At 42.6% G+C, this 18,502-nt stretch carries 16 protein-coding genes; 9 read left to right on the top strand and 7 right to left on the bottom strand.

Annotated elements, in window-relative coordinates; translation table 11 throughout:
- Positions 1 to 227: 227 nt before the first annotated feature.
- The 4 genes from LEPTO7376_RS28505 to LEPTO7376_RS28065 all read left to right on the top strand — a co-directional run bounded on the left by LEPTO7376_RS28505 (position 228) and on the right by LEPTO7376_RS28065 (position 2,762).
- Positions 228 to 359: a hypothetical protein gene (locus LEPTO7376_RS28505; protein WP_264308923.1), complete on the top strand. Its 132-nt coding sequence runs from the start codon at positions 228 to 230 to the stop codon at positions 357 to 359.
- Between the two features lie 590 nt (positions 360 to 949).
- Positions 950 to 1,672, top strand: a complete 723-nt coding sequence (locus LEPTO7376_RS20410) for a SapC family protein (protein ID WP_015135937.1) — start codon at positions 950 to 952, stop codon at positions 1,670 to 1,672.
- Positions 1,673 to 1,777: 105 nt separating this feature from the next.
- The gene (locus LEPTO7376_RS28070) at positions 1,778 to 2,176 is read left to right on the top strand and encodes a transposase (protein WP_225901096.1); all 399 of its coding nucleotides are present in this window, start codon (positions 1,778 to 1,780) and stop codon (positions 2,174 to 2,176) included.
- A 13-nt stretch (positions 2,177 to 2,189) separates the two neighbouring features.
- Positions 2,190 to 2,762, top strand: a complete 573-nt coding sequence (locus LEPTO7376_RS28065) for an IS630 family transposase (RefSeq protein ID WP_041763060.1) — start codon at positions 2,190 to 2,192, stop codon at positions 2,760 to 2,762.
- Here the strand turns inward: LEPTO7376_RS28065 and LEPTO7376_RS20395 are convergent.
- The gene (locus LEPTO7376_RS20395) at positions 2,759 to 3,049 is read right to left on the bottom strand and encodes a hypothetical protein (protein ID WP_041764229.1); all 291 of its coding nucleotides are present in this window, start codon (positions 3,047 to 3,049) and stop codon (positions 2,759 to 2,761) included. The two genes, LEPTO7376_RS28065 and LEPTO7376_RS20395, sit on opposite strands and share 4 nt — an antisense overlap.
- 168 nt (positions 3,050 to 3,217) lie before the next feature.
- A complete protein-coding gene (gene bcp, locus LEPTO7376_RS20390; RefSeq protein ID WP_015135935.1) occupies positions 3,218 to 3,685 on the bottom strand; it encodes a thioredoxin-dependent thiol peroxidase in 468 nt (155 codons plus the stop codon).
- A 235-nt stretch (positions 3,686 to 3,920) separates the two neighbouring features.
- On the opposite strand from bcp, the gene LEPTO7376_RS20385 reads away from it, so the two are divergent.
- Complete coding sequence (locus tag LEPTO7376_RS20385) at positions 3,921 to 4,631, top strand: DUF4230 domain-containing protein (RefSeq protein ID WP_015135934.1); 711 nt, start codon at positions 3,921 to 3,923, stop codon at positions 4,629 to 4,631.
- Positions 4,632 to 4,655: 24 nt separating this feature from the next.
- On the opposite strand, the gene LEPTO7376_RS20380 is transcribed toward LEPTO7376_RS20385, so the two are convergent.
- Positions 4,656 to 5,924 carry a HEAT repeat domain-containing protein gene (locus tag LEPTO7376_RS20380; RefSeq protein WP_015135933.1) on the bottom strand — a complete coding sequence of 423 codons (1,269 nt, stop codon included), beginning with the start codon at positions 5,922 to 5,924 and terminating at the stop codon, positions 4,656 to 4,658.
- Positions 5,925 to 6,155: 231 nt separating this feature from the next.
- On the opposite strand from LEPTO7376_RS20380, the gene LEPTO7376_RS20375 reads away from it, so the two are divergent.
- Complete coding sequence (locus tag LEPTO7376_RS20375) at positions 6,156 to 6,374, top strand: hypothetical protein (RefSeq protein WP_015135932.1); 219 nt, start codon at positions 6,156 to 6,158, stop codon at positions 6,372 to 6,374.
- A 127-nt stretch (positions 6,375 to 6,501) separates the two neighbouring features.
- Here LEPTO7376_RS20375 and LEPTO7376_RS20370 read toward each other — a convergent pair.
- A protein-coding gene (locus LEPTO7376_RS20370; protein WP_160148659.1) for an IS1 family transposase occupies positions 6,502 to 7,193 on the bottom strand; the annotation gives its coding sequence in 2 pieces (ribosomal slippage) (positions 6,502 to 7,145 and positions 7,145 to 7,193; 693 coding nt in all).
- A 114-nt stretch (positions 7,194 to 7,307) separates the two neighbouring features.
- Between LEPTO7376_RS20370 and LEPTO7376_RS20365 the strand changes: the two genes are divergently transcribed.
- Complete coding sequence (locus tag LEPTO7376_RS20365) at positions 7,308 to 8,210, top strand: HEAT repeat domain-containing protein (RefSeq protein ID WP_015135931.1); 903 nt, start codon at positions 7,308 to 7,310, stop codon at positions 8,208 to 8,210.
- 76 nt (positions 8,211 to 8,286) lie between these two features.
- On the opposite strand, the gene mnmG is transcribed toward LEPTO7376_RS20365, so the two are convergent.
- From mnmG to LEPTO7376_RS23985, 3 genes are all read right to left on the bottom strand, one after another.
- Positions 8,287 to 10,191: a tRNA uridine-5-carboxymethylaminomethyl(34) synthesis enzyme MnmG gene (mnmG, locus tag LEPTO7376_RS20360; protein ID WP_015135930.1), complete on the bottom strand. Its 1,905-nt coding sequence runs from the start codon at positions 10,189 to 10,191 to the stop codon at positions 8,287 to 8,289.
- Positions 10,192 to 10,352: 161 nt separating this feature from the next.
- Positions 10,353 to 10,619, bottom strand: a complete 267-nt coding sequence (locus LEPTO7376_RS20355; protein ID WP_015135929.1) for a PTPA-CTERM sorting domain-containing protein — start codon at positions 10,617 to 10,619, stop codon at positions 10,353 to 10,355.
- Between the two features lie 862 nt (positions 10,620 to 11,481).
- Positions 11,482 to 16,254 carry a CHAT domain-containing protein gene (locus tag LEPTO7376_RS23985; RefSeq protein WP_015135928.1) on the bottom strand — a complete coding sequence of 1,591 codons (4,773 nt, stop codon included), beginning with the start codon at positions 16,252 to 16,254 and terminating at the stop codon, positions 11,482 to 11,484.
- A gap of 235 nt (positions 16,255 to 16,489) precedes the next feature.
- Between LEPTO7376_RS23985 and LEPTO7376_RS23980 the strand changes: the two genes are divergently transcribed.
- Positions 16,490 to 17,911, top strand: coding sequence for a hypothetical protein (locus LEPTO7376_RS23980; RefSeq protein ID WP_015135927.1), 1,422 nt, complete (start codon positions 16,490 to 16,492; stop codon positions 17,909 to 17,911).
- A gap of 92 nt (positions 17,912 to 18,003) precedes the next feature.
- On the top strand, positions 18,004 to 18,414 hold the full coding sequence (locus LEPTO7376_RS20340) for a hypothetical protein (RefSeq protein ID WP_015135926.1): 411 nt from the start codon (positions 18,004 to 18,006) through the stop codon (positions 18,412 to 18,414).
- Positions 18,415 to 18,502: the final 88 nt, after the last annotated feature.

Here is an 18,502-nt window from a genome sequence, read left to right as displayed (position 1 = left end):
GTAATGGTGGCGCTAGATATTTAGCTAATTCAAATATCGCTCAAGACCCCGTTCAGAAAAAATCCCTAAAAAGTCACTTTTAGTCATGTCTTTTGAAAAAAACTTGTTGTTTTTTGTATCTTGCGTAAGATTTAGGGTTGCAAAAAAGATTTGGGGTGGTGGCTTGATCACCAGCAATTGAGGGCTACGGTGGTGGAGTAGAAAATATTGTTGCGGTGATCGCCACCATGGGGGGAGATAAGATCGCGATTAATGCCAGTGACCCTTTGAAGCTGGGTTTACAGAAACAGGCGATCGCCAAAACGGTTTGCGCTATAACCTTCCAAACAGAGCGATGGACAGAGGTTGATGTTGTTTGAGAAGGCATGGCAGTAAAACAAGAAATTGAAGAGTAGTCACCCTTGCGAGCTGACAAAGACCAATGTTTAAAGGCTTAGCGTCGCAAGATTAGACGACGAAATATGAAGTCCATATGTTCACTCGTCTATCCATAGATCGTAATTTTAATTACATCAGATGAAGATGATAAAGATCACACTTCTAGAGTGAAAAGATCTATCCTCAACTGTTATTTGAAATCTGATGGCTAGGAAATAAGATCATACTGAGAAACAAGTTTTTTTATTAATGTTGTTTTGATGAAAATATAATGGTCTGTCTTCCTATAACTTCATCAAATCTTTATATAAAATAAGTTGTAAACAGATTGAGTATGTGGGTTGTGTGCTTCTCAAAGATGGTGTTGGAGCATGTCTGAGTCATTATCCTTTTGTCGCTGCGTTGCAATGACCGTCCATTAAAAAATATTTGGAGTCAGTTTTCACTGTAGTAAATATTAATTTGTGAGATTTTATTTTTTATTTTTTGAGGAACACACACTCAAATCATCTTAGGCAGACTACCCTTTAAATATTGAAACCATTTCGCAATATCAAGGAGGCTTTTGAAATTGTCGAAGCAACTACTAATTTATCAAGATGCGATTCCTATTTCTTTGGAAAAGCATAAAGATTGGTGCTTGAAAAGTACTGATAGCTTTGCATTTGCCAAGGATGTCAATTCTTTTCCTCTGCTCAACGTTGAATTTTTTCAAGCAGCTGTAGCTTACCCGATTGTTTTCATTAAAACCGAGTCAGGTTTATATCCATCTGCCATTGTTGGCATTCGAGATCAGCAAAATTTATTTGTGACAGAGTCTGGTGAGTGGCAAGCGGATTATATTCCAGCGTTTGTTCGTCGCTATCCATTTGTATTTTCGATGAGTGAAGATCAGCAAACATTCACTGTCTGCATTGATGAATCTTTTGAAGGCTGGAATCAAGAAGGACTTGGGGAACGACTATTTGATGGTGAAGGAAATCAGACTCAATATCTCAATAATGTCGTGGCCTTTCTGCAAGATTATCAAGCTAAATATCTTGGGACTGAGGCATTTTGCCAAAAGATAATGGAGCTAGATTTGCTAGAAGATATGCAGGCCAATCTCAGGGTAGATGGTGTTGAGCAGCCGCCTCTCCAAGGTTTTCTGGGGATTAGTCGGGAGAAGCTCCGCAATTTATCGCAAGAGACTATCTATGAGCTAATGCAATTAGGCTGGTTAGAGCTTATGCACCTACATCTACATTCCCTTAATCATTTTTCTGCCTTGACGAAAATGCAATCTGAAAATTAGGTTGCAGTTCAAAATGTTGTGAAGGAAATTTATGTTTATTGTCTCAACAGGAAAGACTTACAGCAAATTTCAGCCTAGCAAGGTGTATGAAGTAGTATAGGTGAGTTGACTGGTGAGGAAGAAAGTAGCATCTTGCCGAAAGCCTACTCATTAGACTTAAGACAGAAAATAGTGGATGCCTACGAAAGGGGTGGTGTGAGTCAAAGTAGTCTTGCCCGACAATTTGGAGTGGCGAAAAGTTTTGTACAAAAGCTCCTCGACCAAAAACGACTGACAGGGTCGATTGCTCCGAAAAAACGAAGCCAACAAACACCTCCCAAATTAAACGAAGAGCATCAAACAATATTGCGCCAGTTGCTCACCAAGAAAAACGATGCGACGCTAGCGGAACTATGTGATGAGATGGAGAAACGCACTGGTCTCCGTGTGGCCAATAGCACCATGCATCGCACCTTAAGAAGAATGGGATATAGCCTCAAAAAAAACATTCTATCCAGACCTTAAGGCGACAAAACGAGTGCAACAAGCCAGATATGATTTTTGGCAGAAAATGCAAGCGACTCTAGCGAAAAACTTGATTTTTATCGATGAATCGGGCGTGAACTTAGCCATGACAAGACTGAGGGCACGTTCTGAGAAAGGGAAACGAGCTTATAGTCCGAAATCCAGTAAACGAGGCAAGAATGTTTCTTTGATTGGAGCATTAGGCTTCAAGGGAATGGTCGCTAATTATCATCTGCTGGGGAGTACGGATGGATTAACCTTTGAAGCATTCATCAGCCAGAAGTTAATACCAAACTTATGGGCGGGAGCATGTGTGGTGATGGATAACTGTTCGATTCATTTAGGAGAGTCAGTACGCACAATGATTGAGGCCGTGGGAGCTAAGTTGATTTACCTTCCTCCCTATTCTCCAGATTTTTCACCCATTGAAAATTGCTGGTCAAAGTTGAAAAGTACCTTGAAAAGTATCGGGGCAAGAACTTATCTAGCTCTAGACAAGGCAATTGAGGTAGCTTTTTCCAAGATTACCCTTGATGATATTCGATGCTGGTTTACACATTGCTGCTATTGCACCTCACTCGACTAGAAATTGCTATAGTCCGAATGTTTGAGGGCAATATCGCCGATTGGGAAATCTTGGGATAAAAATGCTTCAATATCTTCTGCTGCATCTTCCCAAGAAAGCGGCATTGTTGTGGTCTTTGGAGTCTCTAAGCTCTCAGTAGCTGTATGTTTGTGTGATAGCTGCTGTAAGGTTTGGAGTGACTCTTCAAATTCTCTTTCGGAAAATACCCGTTGGATATTTGGATTTGTACTACTCACAAATATAGGTCGCATTGCTAAAAATCTAGCCTCATCATAACTCTCAGCCACTTTTCCTAGTAGAGGGGGTGGCCTCAGGAACTGAATATTAAAGAAATCTTCAATATTTTCTTTGATTCGTGATGATTGGTGAGTTGCGACCTATGAAAGTTTAAATGTTTGTGAAAGTTTAAATGTTTGTGAGGTTTAAAGGCCTGGCGATCGCCTTGAAAATTCTATTTATACTAGCGCTTGCAATTCATCTAAAACCTTTTGGGCATGTTCTTTGACGCGCACTTTAACCCAAGCATGGGCGAGTTTGCCTTCTGGATTGATCAAGAAAGTCGAACGGACGATCCCCATATACTCTTTGCCCATAAATTTTTTCAGTTGCCAAATGCCATAATCTTCAGCTGTTTGGTGTTCGGGATCGCTGAGCAATTCGATTTGAAGTTCTTTTTTATCGATAAATTTTTGGTGGGATTTCTCGGAATCAGGGCTAATGCCGACAACAACGGCATTATGTTTTGCAAATTCAGGTTTTAGGGCAGTGAAGTCTAGGGCTTCGGTGGTGCAACCAGGGGTGTTGTCTTTGGGATAAAAGTAAAGCACCAACCATTGACCCGAAAAATCTGAAAGGGTTTTGACTTCACCTTGGGCATTGGAGAGGGAGAAGTTGGGAGCTGCTTGACCGATTTCGAGAGACATATTTGTTTTAAAGAAAGTGCTGGCTAGGGAATTGAGTGAAAGACTTGCAGGTGTTGTGAGTGCAAGTTTGGTTTCATAGGTTAGCAGATTTTATATAGGGATACGTCAGAATTATTTCGTTTGGTATTGCTTGCTGCCATTGATCGTTAGATGGAAGGGTCAAGGCCTTTACCAAATCTTTAAGAATATCTAGTTACAATGGGCAAAGCTGTTTTCTAGGGCTGCAGCGAATATTATGCGCGATCGCCGTTCTCTACTCCATTTGCCATTGAATATTCTACGAACAACATTATTGCTAGGTACTGGTGGGATCGCTATTGTGTTGATTCTGTCGCTGATGAATATCGGACAGTTTAGCTTGCGCTGGTTACAGGGCATAGACGATTGGTTCAAGGTGGAAGAACAGGAACCAGAGGTGGAATCGCCGACGCTGATCGTCCAGAAAATCCGTGGAGTGAGTGAGCTAACCACTACTGTGTTTGCGATGGAAACAGTTGTGCCTGCATCCCAAACAAATCAGATTGGTAATTTGGTGATTGGTGAGAGTCGTTTGCTTTATGTCGCCTATGGTGAGGTGCGGGCTGGTATTGATCTCAGTCAACTTTCTGCTGAAGCAATACAAAATGAAGGCGATCGCCTTGTGGTGACATTACCAGAGCCAGAAATTCTCGATAAAAAGATCGATGTGGAACGCTCCAGAATTTACGATTATGATCGCGGTTTTTTAAATCTTGGTCCCGATAAAATTCCTGAATTATTAGAATTTGCCCAACGCGAAACCCTCAACAATATTGTGTTGAATGCTTGTGAAAATGGCATTTTACGTCAGGCAAATGATCAGGCAGAGGTTGCCTTATCGCGTTTGCTGGGTGATACGGGTTTTGGTTCGGTTGAGATCCAAACGACAAAACCCGCAATGTGCAATGGCGATTCGAGTGAAACTTAGATCGTTAATTTGTTTGCAGAAAGATTAGGCGATCGCCTCTGCTTTAGATCGGATGAGTGGATCTGTATTTTCCGGTAGCCAGTCAAGCTGAATCGTTTCGCCTAGTGCTTTGAGGCCTAGGAGGGATGCATATTGCAGATCGAAAATACCTGTTTTGAGACTTTCTTTGAGCAATGGCACTGCCCGTTGATCGCCAATTTCACTGAGGGCGATCGCCGCGGCAGCTCGGGATTTCTGGAATTGTGGCGCACGGTTGTCGAGGGCTTCAACAAAAAGGTCATAAGCGGGACTATATTTGAGCCACCCTAAGAGCTTGATGACATGGTAATGAGCGCCATAGTCATTGTGGGCTTCCTCTCTCCACGTCTCTAATAATGCAGCAGGTGTTTCCTCTGAGTAAGATTCGAGCAATGTTTGAATGCTGAGATAACAGCGCCCAAAATCAGTGTGATATAGTTCTCGCACCGCAAATTCGAGGGTTGGCTTTTGATCGTATTCATGTACCAACTCGATGTTTTTCGGATGATCTAAAATAACGTTGTCAAGGCAGGATTCAAGATCATTAAATGTCAAATCACCAGCGATAAATCCCTCATTTGCCAATAGTCTGATGCCCCGCAAACGGAAGACAAGGGACACGGGACAGCGGGCGATCGCCGGAATGGCTTGATAATATTTCGCCGTAATCAAATCCTGAATTGCCGAACGCCTCACTGTAACGCCAGAATCTTCGAGGAATTCGAGCACTATTCCAATTGAGTCATAATTGCCTGTGAGACGACAAATTGTGGCGATCGCCGCACTCGCAATGGTTTTATCCTCGTGGTCAACGAATTTCTTAATGCGCTCTACCGCTGGAACATAATTGAGCTTTTCGAGGGTTTGAATAATGATGCGATAGCTCTGATTCGGGCGTTCTAGCAGACCGCTAATATCTTCTAAAATTGCTGTCTCTGTCGTACCGATTTCACCAATGGCCCAAGCTGCATTCTCAACGGTATAGCAGTCGTCGTCATCAAGACAGCGACGAACATCAGATAATGCTCTCGTTGCTTGGAGGCGACCTAAACTTTCAATTGCTTTGCGTCGGGTAATCCGGTCATAAAGCTCTGCCGAAGACTTGTTCAGCACATCGATCAAGGCATCAATTGAACGATCCGTCGGGAAATTAGTTAGCGTCGAAACAGCAACATAATGCTCCGTTGGTGCCGTAAGCTGTTCGATCGGGGTTTCTAGTAGGGCGATCGCTTGATCTTCCGTCAAACCAAACATATTTGAAAAACGTTTATCCATACCAAAAGCCCTGGGAATAGTGCCAACTCTTAAAAACTTTTATTAGGCTAACCATTATCCCAGAGGGATTCACTCAAATACAAAAATAAACATTCAGCTTTACAATCCGCAAAGTTCAAGATGGATGGGTGCAAAAATCGGTAGTCTAGATAGGGCAAATTGTGGCAATGTCCGCAGGCTGCTACTTATTTTTAAAGTGTTGTTTAAAATTTTTACGGAATAATTTTGGTTATGTCTCAAGACAATACTCCCGCCTCTGCTGAAGATCTCGCTGCAGCGATTGAAGAATTAACTCAATATCGTGAGCGTCTTGTTACTGAGATGACGGACACAGCGAAAAAGGCAAAGGTTAAGAAGTCCAAAATGATGGGCGTCCTCCAACCTGAACTGGAAAAAATTGATAATGCTCTTGAAGCTTTAAAGACACAACATGCGTCAAGTGCAAACTAATTCAAATTTAGAATTTGTTCTGAGATAAGTTTTAAAAAATAAATTGTTTAGATCACCTTTAATCTCGGTTTAAACATTTAAACTCTATTGATATCAATATTTGGCGTTGGTGAATTGAGGTATGAATCTATGAGGGTCGAGGGATAGGAACATCCCAGAACTTGAGATAGTGAATCAGCAATCGAATCGAATGCTCTAACATTTCCACAGACTTTGAATAACATAAGGTCTTTCGATGGAGTCGAGCGAGATAATGCCGCAATCGAGTGTTCTCTCCTTCGACTCGAGTCATATAGGTCTTACTGACAATCTGGTCCCCATCGGGTACAAAGATGGGATAAACTTTCCAGCCATCTGTGACGTAAAAGAAGCATCTCCAGAGACTAACGATTGCCCATAGTGGCTTGAATGTCTCTGCACTTCTGTCACCAATAGTCCAAGCAAGAATACCTGGTTGAAAGTGGTCTACTGCTGTCCAGAGCCAGACCTTGTTTTTAGCACCGACGAATGTTTGAAGTTCATCGAGTTCCCCGACCTGAGGCATCTCTTCCGGTTCATAAGCATCAGGCAGCAATGCACCGACTTGTTTGACCCAAGTGATGACGGTAGTGTGGTGCACTCCTTTCACCCGTTCAATGGCTCGAAAGCCCATACCGTTGACATACATTTTGAGGCATTCACGTTTGAAGGCATTTGAGTAGCCGAGCTGACTATAGTGGTCGATAAACTGACGACCGCAATCTACACAGATGTGATTCTGTTTGCCTTTTTCTTTCCATTCTTACGGATATGAGTAGATTGGCATTCTGGACATTCCATTGAGTCAACAACCTCCATTCATACCTCTATTCTGCAACGCCCAATATTTTATTAATAACTCTAAAAGCGTAGCGATTGTAGTTACGCTTGTTTTTTTAATTTGCCGCAAGACCTATGAGTGAAACTATTGCAACATTATTTGCTTCGCAAGCTGAAGTAGATGAATTTTTGGCGATCGCCCGTAAAGATGCTGTCGCAAAAACCTTTGATACAAGCGATGGTGATCGCATTAAAAAGTTAGTCGAATGTATGGGGGATACCCGTGGCATGACCCGACTTGCGGTGGCAGAAACTATTGGATTACTGGGGAAACCTGCAACACCTTTTTTGATTGAAGGATTGCTGAACCACGAGAATGTTGTCGTCCGTCGTGCCTGTGCCAAAACCATTACACTCATTGGGGATACGGCGGCGGTAAAAGACTTGGTTTATGCTCATTTAAATGATGAGGATACCGTTGTTAAAGGTTCAACCATCGGTGCTTTGGCGAGAATGGGAGAGTCTGCCGTTAAAGAATTACTTGAATTCATCAAAGCTCCCGAAACCTCAGAAAGTACGAAGGGCCATGCGGCATGGGCTTTGGCATTTATTGGGGCTGAGGCAAAGCAATATCTCTATAACGAAATCAATTCTGACTCGGAATCTGTCCGTAGTGCCATCGTTGGGGCGATCGCCAAAATTGCAGCAGATAAAGGTGAGACTGAAGATTTCGATGCCCTCGTTAATTTTCTCGATGATAAGAGCGAAACTGTGCGTTGTGAAACAGCAGCAGTTCTCGGAAATCTTACCCACAAACCAGCCATTCCCAAACTGATTGAATTATTAGATCATCCAGAAGGCATTACCCGCAAAGCAGCAGCATTAGCTTTGATGAAAATCAAAGACACTTCCGTCATTCCTCAGTTACAAACTGCCCTTGAGAAAGAACAAGATGATACCCTTCAGCCTATTTATAAATTAGCTATTTCTCTTCTTGAACGTCAGCTCGATGAAGATGACGATGAAGATTGGGACTAAAACAAAAAAAATCCCCCTTTGATTAGGAAGTATTTAGTTGGATCTAGAAGTGAATTAAAGCAACATTTAAATCCCGCTAAGATTTCACTGTTTGACGATTTTTCACTTCAAGAAAAACTAATAATGCATTAATATCTGCAGGATTTACGCCGCCAATACGAGTTGCTTGACCAATTGTGAGGGGGCGTACTTTATTGAGTTTTTCGCGTGCTTCCATCGACAGTGTTTCCACTGTCAAGTAATCCAGTGTTTCCGGCAATTTGCGATTGGCATGGCGACTTACCTGATCAATCTGATTTTGCTGGCGCTTGATGTAACCAGAATATTTAATGTCGATTTCTGCGCCTTCTTTTTCTGCCCGAGTTAGAGTCTCATCACCCAAACCATAATTCTCTAAATCAGCATAATGAAATTTCGGACGACGCAACAAATCTGCCAAGGTCACAGAATTCTTGATTCGATTGCCTGTTTCGTTCGCGATTCGTTGTCCAAGATCCTCTAATTCTTTAACGCGTTCAGAATGAAGACGTTCTTTTTCAGCAGTAATTTTGGCTTGCTTGTCTTGATATAGATTCCAACGGCGATCGCCAATCAAACCAACTTCACGGCCGAGAGGCGTTAACCGTTGATCTGCATTATCAGAGCGCAGAATCAATCGATATTCAGAGCGAGAAGTCAGCATTCGGTAGGGTTCTCGTAGATCTTTTGTACAGAGATCGTCGATCAACGTCCCGAGATAGCTTTGCTCCCGCGGGAAAATCACCATCTCTTTGTCTTGAGCAAACTTTGCTGCGTTAACACCTGCAACAAGACCTTGCGCTGCTGCTTCTTCATAACCCGTTGTTCCGTTAATTTGGCCCGCAGAAAATAAGCCTTCCACCTTCTTCGTCATCAGAGTTGGGAAACATTGGGTCGCAGGTAAAAAGTCATATTCCACCGCATAGGCAGGACGAAGCATTACACACTCTTCCATGCCCGGTAAGCTTTGCAGCATTTGGAGTTGGAGATTTTCAGGTAAGCCTGTCGAAAACCCCTGAATATAAAGTTCAGGAATGGTACGACCTTCTGGCTCAATGAAAATTTGGTGGGAATCTTTATCCGCAAAACGAACGATTTTGTCTTCAATACTGGGGCAATAGCGTGGCCCTTTTGAATCGATAAAACCACCATAAATCGGCGATAAATGCAGATTATCTTTGATGATTTGGTGGGTTTTTTTTGTCGTACGAGTGAGATGACAAGGCATTTGCTCCCGCTTAATCCATGCTTCTGGATCAAAACTAAACCAACGGATCTCTTCATCAGCAGGCTGCTCCTCCATCTTGCTGTAATCGACGGAACGTTTATCAACTCGTGCTGGGGTTCCGGTTTTGAGACGACCAGTTTCAAAACCTAACTCATTAAGGGTTTCAGTCATGCCGACTGCTGCGAATTCTCCAGCACGTCCGGCAGGCATTGATTTATTACCAATCCAGATGGTGCCACCAAGGAATGTGCCTGTGGTGAGAACCACAGCTTTTGCGCCAAAACAAGTGCCGAAGTAAGTTTGGACACCACAAATTTCGTCGTTATTGCCGAGCACCAAATCCGTCGCCATTCCTTCCCGAATAACTAAATTCTCTTGGTTTTCGACGATATTTTTCATTACAGCTGCATATTCACGCTTATCGGTTTGCGCGCGCAATGCCCATACTGCAGGCCCTCGTGAAGAGTTAAGGACACGCTTTTGGAGGTAGGTGCGGTCTGCCATTTTGCCGATTTCACCGCCGAGGGCATCGACTTCATGGGTGAGTTGAGATTTTGCAGGGCCACCAACCGCAGGGTTGCAAGGTTGCCAGGCGATTTTGTCGAGATTTAACGTCAGCATCAAAGTGCGGCATCCAAGACGAGCAGAAGCTAAGGCTGCCTCACATCCGGAATGGCCTGCACCGATGATGATCACATCAAATTCATCTTGAAAATCGACTGGGTTTCTCAGCATGACGAAAGGGTTATAGTTGCGATGTTTGGGAAACGTCTTATTCTAACCTGTTTGTTCGTAACGCTTTCAAGATGTGATAAAGCTAACGTTTTTTTAAAGAAAAAAGGAGACGGTAAAATCTCCTTAATTCAATATTTCGAATGGATTTTGAATTTGATAAATTATTCGGCTTTATTACGGCGCTTTGCTACAGCAAATAGCCCTGATAAAACAGGCAGAACCGCTGCAGGAGTTGGAACTACACCATAGTCAATATTATCAATACCTAGTTTTGAAATACCAGAACCACGAACAGTTGGATCATCTATAAATTTCAAAGCATCGATATAACAATCTTCGATAATTAGTCCGAAAAAACCACTTTGGGAATCAGGTTCTCCAAATACGGTATTAGTGACAGTAAATTCTTCGCCACTAGCAAGGGTCAAGATCAGCTGATCGATGGCTGATGGGTCAGGATTGTTGCCACCGGGACCTGTGTCTTCGTTGCGCCAATCAAAACCAAAAGCATTGATCTGGCTATTAAATAAAAATTCAAGATAGTTATCACCATTTAGAGAGGAACTTGTTCTGAGAAATTGAGAACCATCAACACTAGCTGTCGTGGGATTCCCAGAACTATTCGCACCTTTGGAAATATTGAAAACAGCTGGATCACTATTGTTCCGACTTTTTACAGCTCCGTCGGGTCTAACTGAAACTGTAAAACCATCAAAATCCTTTGTTGAGAATGATCCACGTGAGGATGAATTAAAGTCTTCAGTGGCTAGAAGATTTTGCGTTGCAAAGTCAAAATCACTAGCACTTGTAAATGTTTTAATTGCTTAGTGCTTGTGCCATTTGACTACATAGCATAGATGCTAGAGAAAACCCAAATATGACACTCGCTTTTTTTGATAAAGAGAACATAACCTTAAAAAATATATTGCCAACTAGCTTCAATTAAGTAACTAATGATTGGTAGACAACACTCTTACATCAGAAAAAACACCAATTTCACTTAAATAGTAGCAATCATTGTTTAGGGAGATTTCGGTATTCCACGGGTTTTGTATGAAGAGATGACAAAGATAAATTGATCGTCATCATTTTTTTGAAGAAGATGTAAAGTCGATGTTGGTTTTAGGTATTCTGAAGCCTTAGGTCAAAAAAGATATATTTATTTGCTGAGGTAAGTTTACTATCTCAATTGTGATTGTTAATTTCAATCAATCAATCAAATGAGTGATCGCCAATTCTTACATTCGCTTCTGGCGTGAGACTATTTCGGTATTTCACAAGTGAGCATTTTTAGAGACCATTGCCGATGAGAATGAAGCTCGACCAATAGTAGGGGTGAGCATAGTTGCTAGTGGATGGAGCAGTAATTGATCGCTCAGTGACAGGATCTTTGCTCTGAATTAAAGCGACTTGCGCCTGCCGTAAAGCTTCGGCTTTAGTGATTTTGGGTTGGTTTGCCAGAATGGCATAAAAATTGTTCATTAGCGTTTGGGTGCCACCATCATCCACTGACCAGAGGGATGCCATAATCGATTTTGCCCCAGCTCGTTGCATCTGGAAGCCTAGTCCGAGGATTTCTTCGCCATCTCCCAATTCATGCCCAAGGGCAGTTTGGCAAGCGCTAAGCACCATCAAATCGACATTACTGAGATCCCATTTTTCGACGTCCTTGAGCGTTTGTTTTTGTTGATTGTTGAACAGGATGAATGATTCTTCTGGGTCGCCACTTACGAATTGAGCATGGGTCGCCAAGTGCACAATGTTGTAGTCTTCCACTTCAAAACGAATGTCTGCATTGAAGTCATTATCAAAGCGTGTTTGGGTTGCTGAGATAGTTTGGGCAAGGATTTCCACTTCGGATTTTGCGTACGGGAGTGGCGAAAAAGTGAATTGGCGATCGCCAACCTTGATACTACTTTGGGTATCGGTGAAAGCGCCGGCAAGGATCGATAGTTCTTGGCTGGGTTTATCCGTAAAGTTGGTGAGGCTAACGGCGGTGATGTTGTTAATGTTGTAATTTTCGATTAGCCATTGCTTTCCATCGTAGAGAGACGAAAGAGGCGCATAACGTAACGGCCCATCGGGGGCATAGATAATCGTTTTTGTGGCTAGGGCATAGAGGTCTTTTTCGATAGGTGCAATAAGAAGATCGTAGAGTTTTTTGGACGCAGATTGCACAGCATCAAGGTTTCTGCGTAGCTGTGGGCGCGTTAAGGCTTGGCGATATCTAAGGATTTTTTCATTGAGGTCTACTCGACTGATGGAAACTGTACGCCGGAATGGAGGGGCATCCGCAGAGAGGAGAATCAGTTCTAGGCGATCGTCGAGGATAAGAGGGTAAACAATAACGGCATTATCCAGTTCTTGGAGGTCATCTTTAAGGGCTTTCGCATAGAGGTCGAGGTCGAAATTTTCGCCATTCGTATTCTGTCGGAGCTTATCTAATTCTGTTTGGACGACATCGCTACCAACAAATGTGCGGAATGTTTCGGAGAGTTGTTCCTTTGACTGTCGGAGCTGAGTAATTTGTTTGCGCTGGTCTGGGGTACGATCGCCGACCGGAATTTGATTGAGTTTAGTCAAGCTTTTGCCTACCTGAATTGCATCATCTAGAATCACTTGATGGCGTTCCATGATGAGCGTTTCTGAGCGATGATGAGCGATACCTTTTTCGGTGTTGGCAGTCCCTCGCACGTTATTAAGATATTGATCAAGCTCTTGCACCTTCAGCAAATCAAGCACTCGCTGAGCCTCTAACACACGGTCTTGCTTTAGCAACAAATCAGCTAATGCTCGGTAATGATCTTGATTGCGAGCTAAAAAGAGTGCATCAAAATCGACTCCCGTGCTGCCTATAGTGGCTGAGCTTTGTTCTTTATAGTCAGCGCGAATTTTTTCATAAGTATTAATCGCAGATTTGTAGAAGGCGATCGCCAACTCAGGTTGATTTTGCGCTTCATACAGAGCCGCAATCTGACTGGTTACACTTCCAGTCCAATCAGTGCCTACAAATAATGGATCTTCCCGCAGCTCATAGGCGATCGCCAAAGCCTGTTGATAGAACATCAGAGCAGAGTCAAATTGAGCTTGCTCCTGGTATTTTTGACCAAGATCTAAGTGTGCTTGAAATTTTTTGATAAGACTGCCGCCATCTTGAATGAGTGCTAAATACTGCTGGTGAATATCGAGAGCATAGTCGATATGTCCTTGCTCAAGATAAAGATCACCAATTTTTTGGAGTGATAGTTTTTCTGAATGGCGATCGCCAATATTTTTAGTGACTTCAATCTCCTGTTGAAAGTAGTCAGAGGCTTGGACAAGATCGCCTTTTTCTAAAGAAAATTTTCCTAATTTATGTAGACTATATCTCGCGCTATAGCTGGGACTAAAGTCATCTATAACCTCATAGGATTGCTGTAAATATTGAAGTGCAAGTTCATCATTCTCTAGATATTGATAATATCGGGCAATCCCCAATAAAACGTCGCTCTCTCTAGAAACAGACTCATATTTCTGACATATTTCTAATGCTTGTTGATAAGTCTTTAATGCTAAATCATTTAAATTCAGCTGTTGATAGCGGAACGCTAGTGCATGCAATAAAGAAGCTTTGACAATCTCGTTGAGGTCTTCACCTTCTATCTCAATGGCCTGCTGATAATATTCTAGGGCTCGATCGGTTTGCTGTAGGTGAACATAGATATCACCAATCTCAACCAAAAGACTTTGGACATTATAGGCATGTGTATTTTTAGTGTAAATCTCTAAAGCTTGCTGTGAATAATCTAGAGCTTTTTTATACTCATCAATATCTTGATCTGTTAGTGAGGTCTGAAGTGAAAGGGAGAGTACTCTTTTTTTATCAAGAGGATCACTCATATTTTCATAACCACCAAGACCAAAATCAGAGGAGTAAAGTTTAGGTGCTTCACCTGTTCGACTGAAACGTGAATGGGTGATTTTTTCTAGAGAATAATTGCCCATTGATCTTAAAATCTCAGCAACTCTAAACTGAGCTCCTGTTGATTCCTCATAGCTCTGGGCAAATTTCAAGGCTTGCTCATATTCATCTGAGTAAAGATATTGTGAAGCAAAATAGCTATAAAGACTTGATAATTGGCTCTGATGACTTTGGATAATATTTGTTTTTTCAGGACTTGTAATCTCTAGGTATCTGATAGCTTCTTTATGCAAATTAATTGCTTCGAGATGAGCCTCTAGTGCTTGTTGGTTTAATTCTTTAGCAAGCTCAACATCTCCCATGTCTCTTAGCTCCCTCGATCGATGTAAGAGCCGAGTTCCATCAGTAGTCAGCAGGGAGATACGCATGTCTAAAACTTTGTCTTCTGAACCTAGTTCCCGGTAAATGGCGATCGCCTGTTCCCGGAACTCCCGTACCGCTTGTTCCGCTTCTGACCAATATCCATGGTCATTTTGCTGGATAGTATTTTGGTTGGTATGGCGGCTATATTGATTTTCTAAAATACGGATATATTCTGCCAATTCCCAAAGCTGTTTTTCACGGTCATCTGATTTTTTAGCTAATGTTTGATAAATCTCAATCGCCTGCTTATGTAAAGGCAATGCAAGACTGAATTGTTGGTGGATTTGGTCTAATTGATTGCTCGCTTGACTCCCTTGATCGTAGTGTAGAGACCCCAATCGATTAAGTATTTGAGCTTCCTTTTCTTTGTTTCCTAGTTGTCGATAGATATTCAGAGATTGTTGATAATATTCGAAGGCGGGTTTGTATTGTTGGAGAGTATATGAATACAAAAATCCGATGAAATTGAGGGAGCTTGCTTGTTGTTTTAAATCCCCAAGTTTTTGGAAGAGTTCTAATCGCCTTTGTACCAGTAAAATTGCTTTGTCTGGACTATTATTCTGGAGGTGTCCAACTATCGGTGCAAATTCTATAAGTAGGACTGTTTGGCGATCGCCATCTTCAATTTGACTAACAAGATCGAGAGCCTGTATCGAGGTATTAAAAACTTCTTCATATGCTTGTTGTCGGTAGTGAGCATAACCTATGTCATAAAGGGTTTGTGCCTGCTGATCTAATAGGTTTAACTGGCGATATATTGCGAGTGCTCTGTCATAAAACCCAAAGGTAATCTCCATATCTTGAGCATCGCCAAATTGATATTTTTCACCAAGATTTCTGAGGATTTTTGCTTCAGCTAATTCTCCTTTTGTCTCTCGAATTAATTGCAAACAAGATTCTAAGATGTCGAGCGCTTGCTCACGATTTCCCGCAGCTTGATGGGAGAGGCCGAGTTCAAATAATGCATCAGCTTCTTTTGTTGAATCATTCTGGGATTTGGCGATCGCCAGTAATTCTTCAAAGGTGGCGATCGCCTCGTCATGTCGATCAGAATCACGGTAATCTCTGCCAAGTTCATACAAAGTTGCCGCGACAAAATCATTAGGCGTCGCATTACTGGACTGGAGTGTAGTGATTTGTCCCCAAGCCGTTGAGCGATTATTTATGCGGATTAAAATCGACGAGTCTGTCTGCTGAGGCAATGCATCAAGACTCTGATAAAGAGCGATCGCCTGCTGAAAAGATTCTAGTGACTCTTCATAGTTTGAGCCAATTGAACCGAGCCAATAGAGAATAGTCGCTTCCTGAAAGCGATCACCTTGCTCTTGAGCTAAACCTAATTGCTGTTTTAAAAGCGTCTGTGTCTGATTTCTAAGGCTCGAACCTTGTGTTGTGTCTGAATAGGGAAATGTTAAAGCTTGCTGTCCCGTAAAACCAAGAAAATTAGAGAGTAATGTTTGATGATGTGGCTCTACATTTATGTCATTTTTAATGACTTCTGAAAAAACATCTCCGCAACTGATCAGTAGCTCTTGATAAGCCTGAAATGCTTTGTAATCCCATTGAGCATTAATATCCGCGGTCAGACTATTTTGGCAATCCGTTAATTGTTGAGCCGTTATCGTCTCACTCTGATTAGCCGTCTGGGCGATCGCCACTTTCGCGTTAAAGCTACTTGCTGAAATGGGAACTATCAGCGAGCTAATCAGAATTGGTAGGATGCTGTGCAGTCGGTTCATACTGAAATTATATGAGCGGAAACTTAAAAATCTAAATACTTGTAGAAATATAATGGCGATCGCCTGCATCGAAAGAAATCTGTAGGGAAAACCAATTTCCGAGCTAGGCGCTCATTACGCTAGAGCATCTTAGAGATCACCATAAAAGAGACATTTAGTATTTCAATTGCCCATTCCTGACAGTTGTCATGGTCGCTGTATCTATGGCATAGAACCATAGTGAGGAGAGCAAAACATGCGACTATCCCGCATTACTTGCTGTACGGTATCCGCGTTATTAGGGAGTGGTGTTGCTGCCCAGGCCAATGAAGGACTGAATGAACACCAACCTAAAAATACGGATTTTGATGAACAGCCCGATTTGAATTTTTCCCACCCGTCGGAGAAATATCAGGTTGCGGCAGCGGTGATACCGACTACAGCAAGCCGGATTGTTCCCCCCGAAACTCACTTCAGTGACATTGAAGTTGTGCGCTCAGTCTCTGACATGAAGCAATCCAAGACAGCGGCGATCACCCCCGAAAGAGAACGCACTATTGCGAGAGTGAATACCATTTCTCCAGAGTCTCCAGAATTTATCTCTGAGTTTGAATGGTCTACAACTTCAGAAACAGATGTAGCGGTTGTGGAATCTGTAGACACCGAAGCTAACGACATTCCAGAGCAAGCTTTAAATCCTATTCCAAAACCTGAAGAACCAATTATTCTCGCAGCGAACAGTGCTTCCATCGAAACCAAGGCTACACGAGACATTGTTCCTGAGAAGCTCCTTTTCAATCATAATCAGCAATTAGATCAGGAAGTTCATGCTCGTTCTCTACCCGAATTCAAGGAAGTAGAAGTTGAGTCTGAGGCGATCGCCAAACGACTTCCTGAGGTTGCAGAGCCTAAAATTATCGAGGTGACATCCGAACCTGATTATCTGTTTGCGCAAACTTCCCAGGGCATTGACTGCAAACCCTGTACGCCTGTCGAACCTCTCGTTTTACCCGAAGTTCCAAATAGCGTTAGTCCCGCTTTAAGCATTAGTATCCCCACCGGCTTTGGCGCAGACCAAAATACGGTTTTTCTTAGCAGTACCTATCAAGCCGTCACCCGTACCGATGGCTATTCCACCTTCCACTCCGGCATTGGCGTCGGCTTAGGTAATGCCAGTAAAACTGTCGGTGTAGAGCTGAGCTACAGTCAGGACACCAATGACAATTTTGGTGATGGTGGTTTTAATGCCAAGCTTCATAAGCGTTTTAAGACCGATTTCGCAGGTTCTTTGGGTTGGAATGGGTTTCTGAATACCAGTCGTCATGGCTATGAACACTCCCTCTACGGCTCTCTCACTAAAGTGTTCCGCACCCGTGAATCCCTCGACAAAAGCTTTAGCCGCGTTGCTGTAACTGCTGGTTTGGGCACAAATCAATTCCGTTCCGATGCTGCTGTCCGTGCTGGCAATAACGACATCAATGCCTTCGGAAATATCACCGTGCGCGTTGCAAAACCTGTCAGCCTTATCACCGAGTGGAGTGGCCAGGATCTTGGTGTTGGCCTATCTATTGCACCCTTCAAAAGTTTCCCGTTAGTGATTACTCCTGCTATTCGCGACATCTTTGATGGCAATGGTTCCCGCTTTGTTTTAGGCGTTGGTTTAGCCAAGAAATTTTAGTCTGCTGACACAGTCATTTTCTAATCCATGCTCACAATTTCTATTTGAACTGAGGAAAACATATCGCCCCATTGTTGGTGGTAGGAGAAATTATGAATAAACGAGAAAAATCACTTATTGCGCTGGGTATCGGTTGTCTCTGTTTAGGTATTGCAACCCCCAGTTTCGCCCAAAGTTATTCTGATATTACCGGGACAAATGTTTGGAATAGTGTGCCCGTCATGCTCGATAACGCTGATGCTTTAGATCCTGAGTTAGTCGCTCGCGTCACCGAACTCAACGAAACATCGGCGATCGCCTACGAAGATTGCAAGAAAGCCATTGAGGCGATCGAAGCCCAATATCAAAACGAACCCCAACGGTTTACCCGCGAAGATATTTCCCCAGAGCCGCCGCTAGCTTGTGTTGCTCTAGAAGAAGCTCGTCAAGAAATGGCAACGTTACGAGTGCAGCTCGCTCAATTGCAAGCGGAAATTGATGAAACGAGTTCTTTCACTTGGTAACTCAAAAGCTTAAAGCAATAACACTCAAGAATTGTCGAGATAAATTTCTTTGCTGAATGAATGCCGCCTTGACATCGTAAAAATTTAT

Origin of the sequence: [Leptolyngbya] sp. PCC 7376, assembly GCF_000316605.1 — a bacterium.
GTDB lineage: Bacteria > Cyanobacteriota > Cyanobacteriia > Cyanobacteriales > MRBY01 > MRBY01.
Note: the sequence above shows the minus strand (reverse complement) of the source record. Positions and strands in the feature narration are given on the sequence as shown.

What these genes read in the sequence shown, in the direction of transcription:
- LEPTO7376_RS28505 (WP_264308923.1), top strand. Translation starts at nt 228, where the DNA reads ATGGGGGGAGATAAGATCGCGATTAATGCCAGTGACCCTTTGAAGCTG.
- bcp (WP_015135935.1), bottom strand. Translation starts at nt 3,685, where the DNA reads ATGTCTCTCGAAATCGGTCAAGCAGCTCCCAACTTCTCCCTCTCCAAT.
- LEPTO7376_RS20385 (WP_015135934.1), top strand. Translation starts at nt 3,921, where the DNA reads ATGCGCGATCGCCGTTCTCTACTCCATTTGCCATTGAATATTCTACGA.
- LEPTO7376_RS20380 (WP_015135933.1), bottom strand. Translation starts at nt 5,924, where the DNA reads ATGGATAAACGTTTTTCAAATATGTTTGGTTTGACGGAAGATCAAGCG.
- LEPTO7376_RS20375 (WP_015135932.1), top strand. Translation starts at nt 6,156, where the DNA reads ATGTCTCAAGACAATACTCCCGCCTCTGCTGAAGATCTCGCTGCAGCG.
- LEPTO7376_RS20365 (WP_015135931.1), top strand. Translation starts at nt 7,308, where the DNA reads ATGAGTGAAACTATTGCAACATTATTTGCTTCGCAAGCTGAAGTAGAT.
- mnmG (WP_015135930.1), bottom strand. Translation starts at nt 10,191, where the DNA reads ATGCTGAGAAACCCAGTCGATTTTCAAGATGAATTTGATGTGATCATC.
- LEPTO7376_RS23985 (WP_015135928.1), bottom strand. Translation starts at nt 16,254, where the DNA reads ATGAACCGACTGCACAGCATCCTACCAATTCTGATTAGCTCGCTGATA.
- LEPTO7376_RS23980 (WP_015135927.1), top strand. Translation starts at nt 16,490, where the DNA reads ATGCGACTATCCCGCATTACTTGCTGTACGGTATCCGCGTTATTAGGG.
- LEPTO7376_RS20340 (WP_015135926.1), top strand. Translation starts at nt 18,004, where the DNA reads ATGAATAAACGAGAAAAATCACTTATTGCGCTGGGTATCGGTTGTCTC.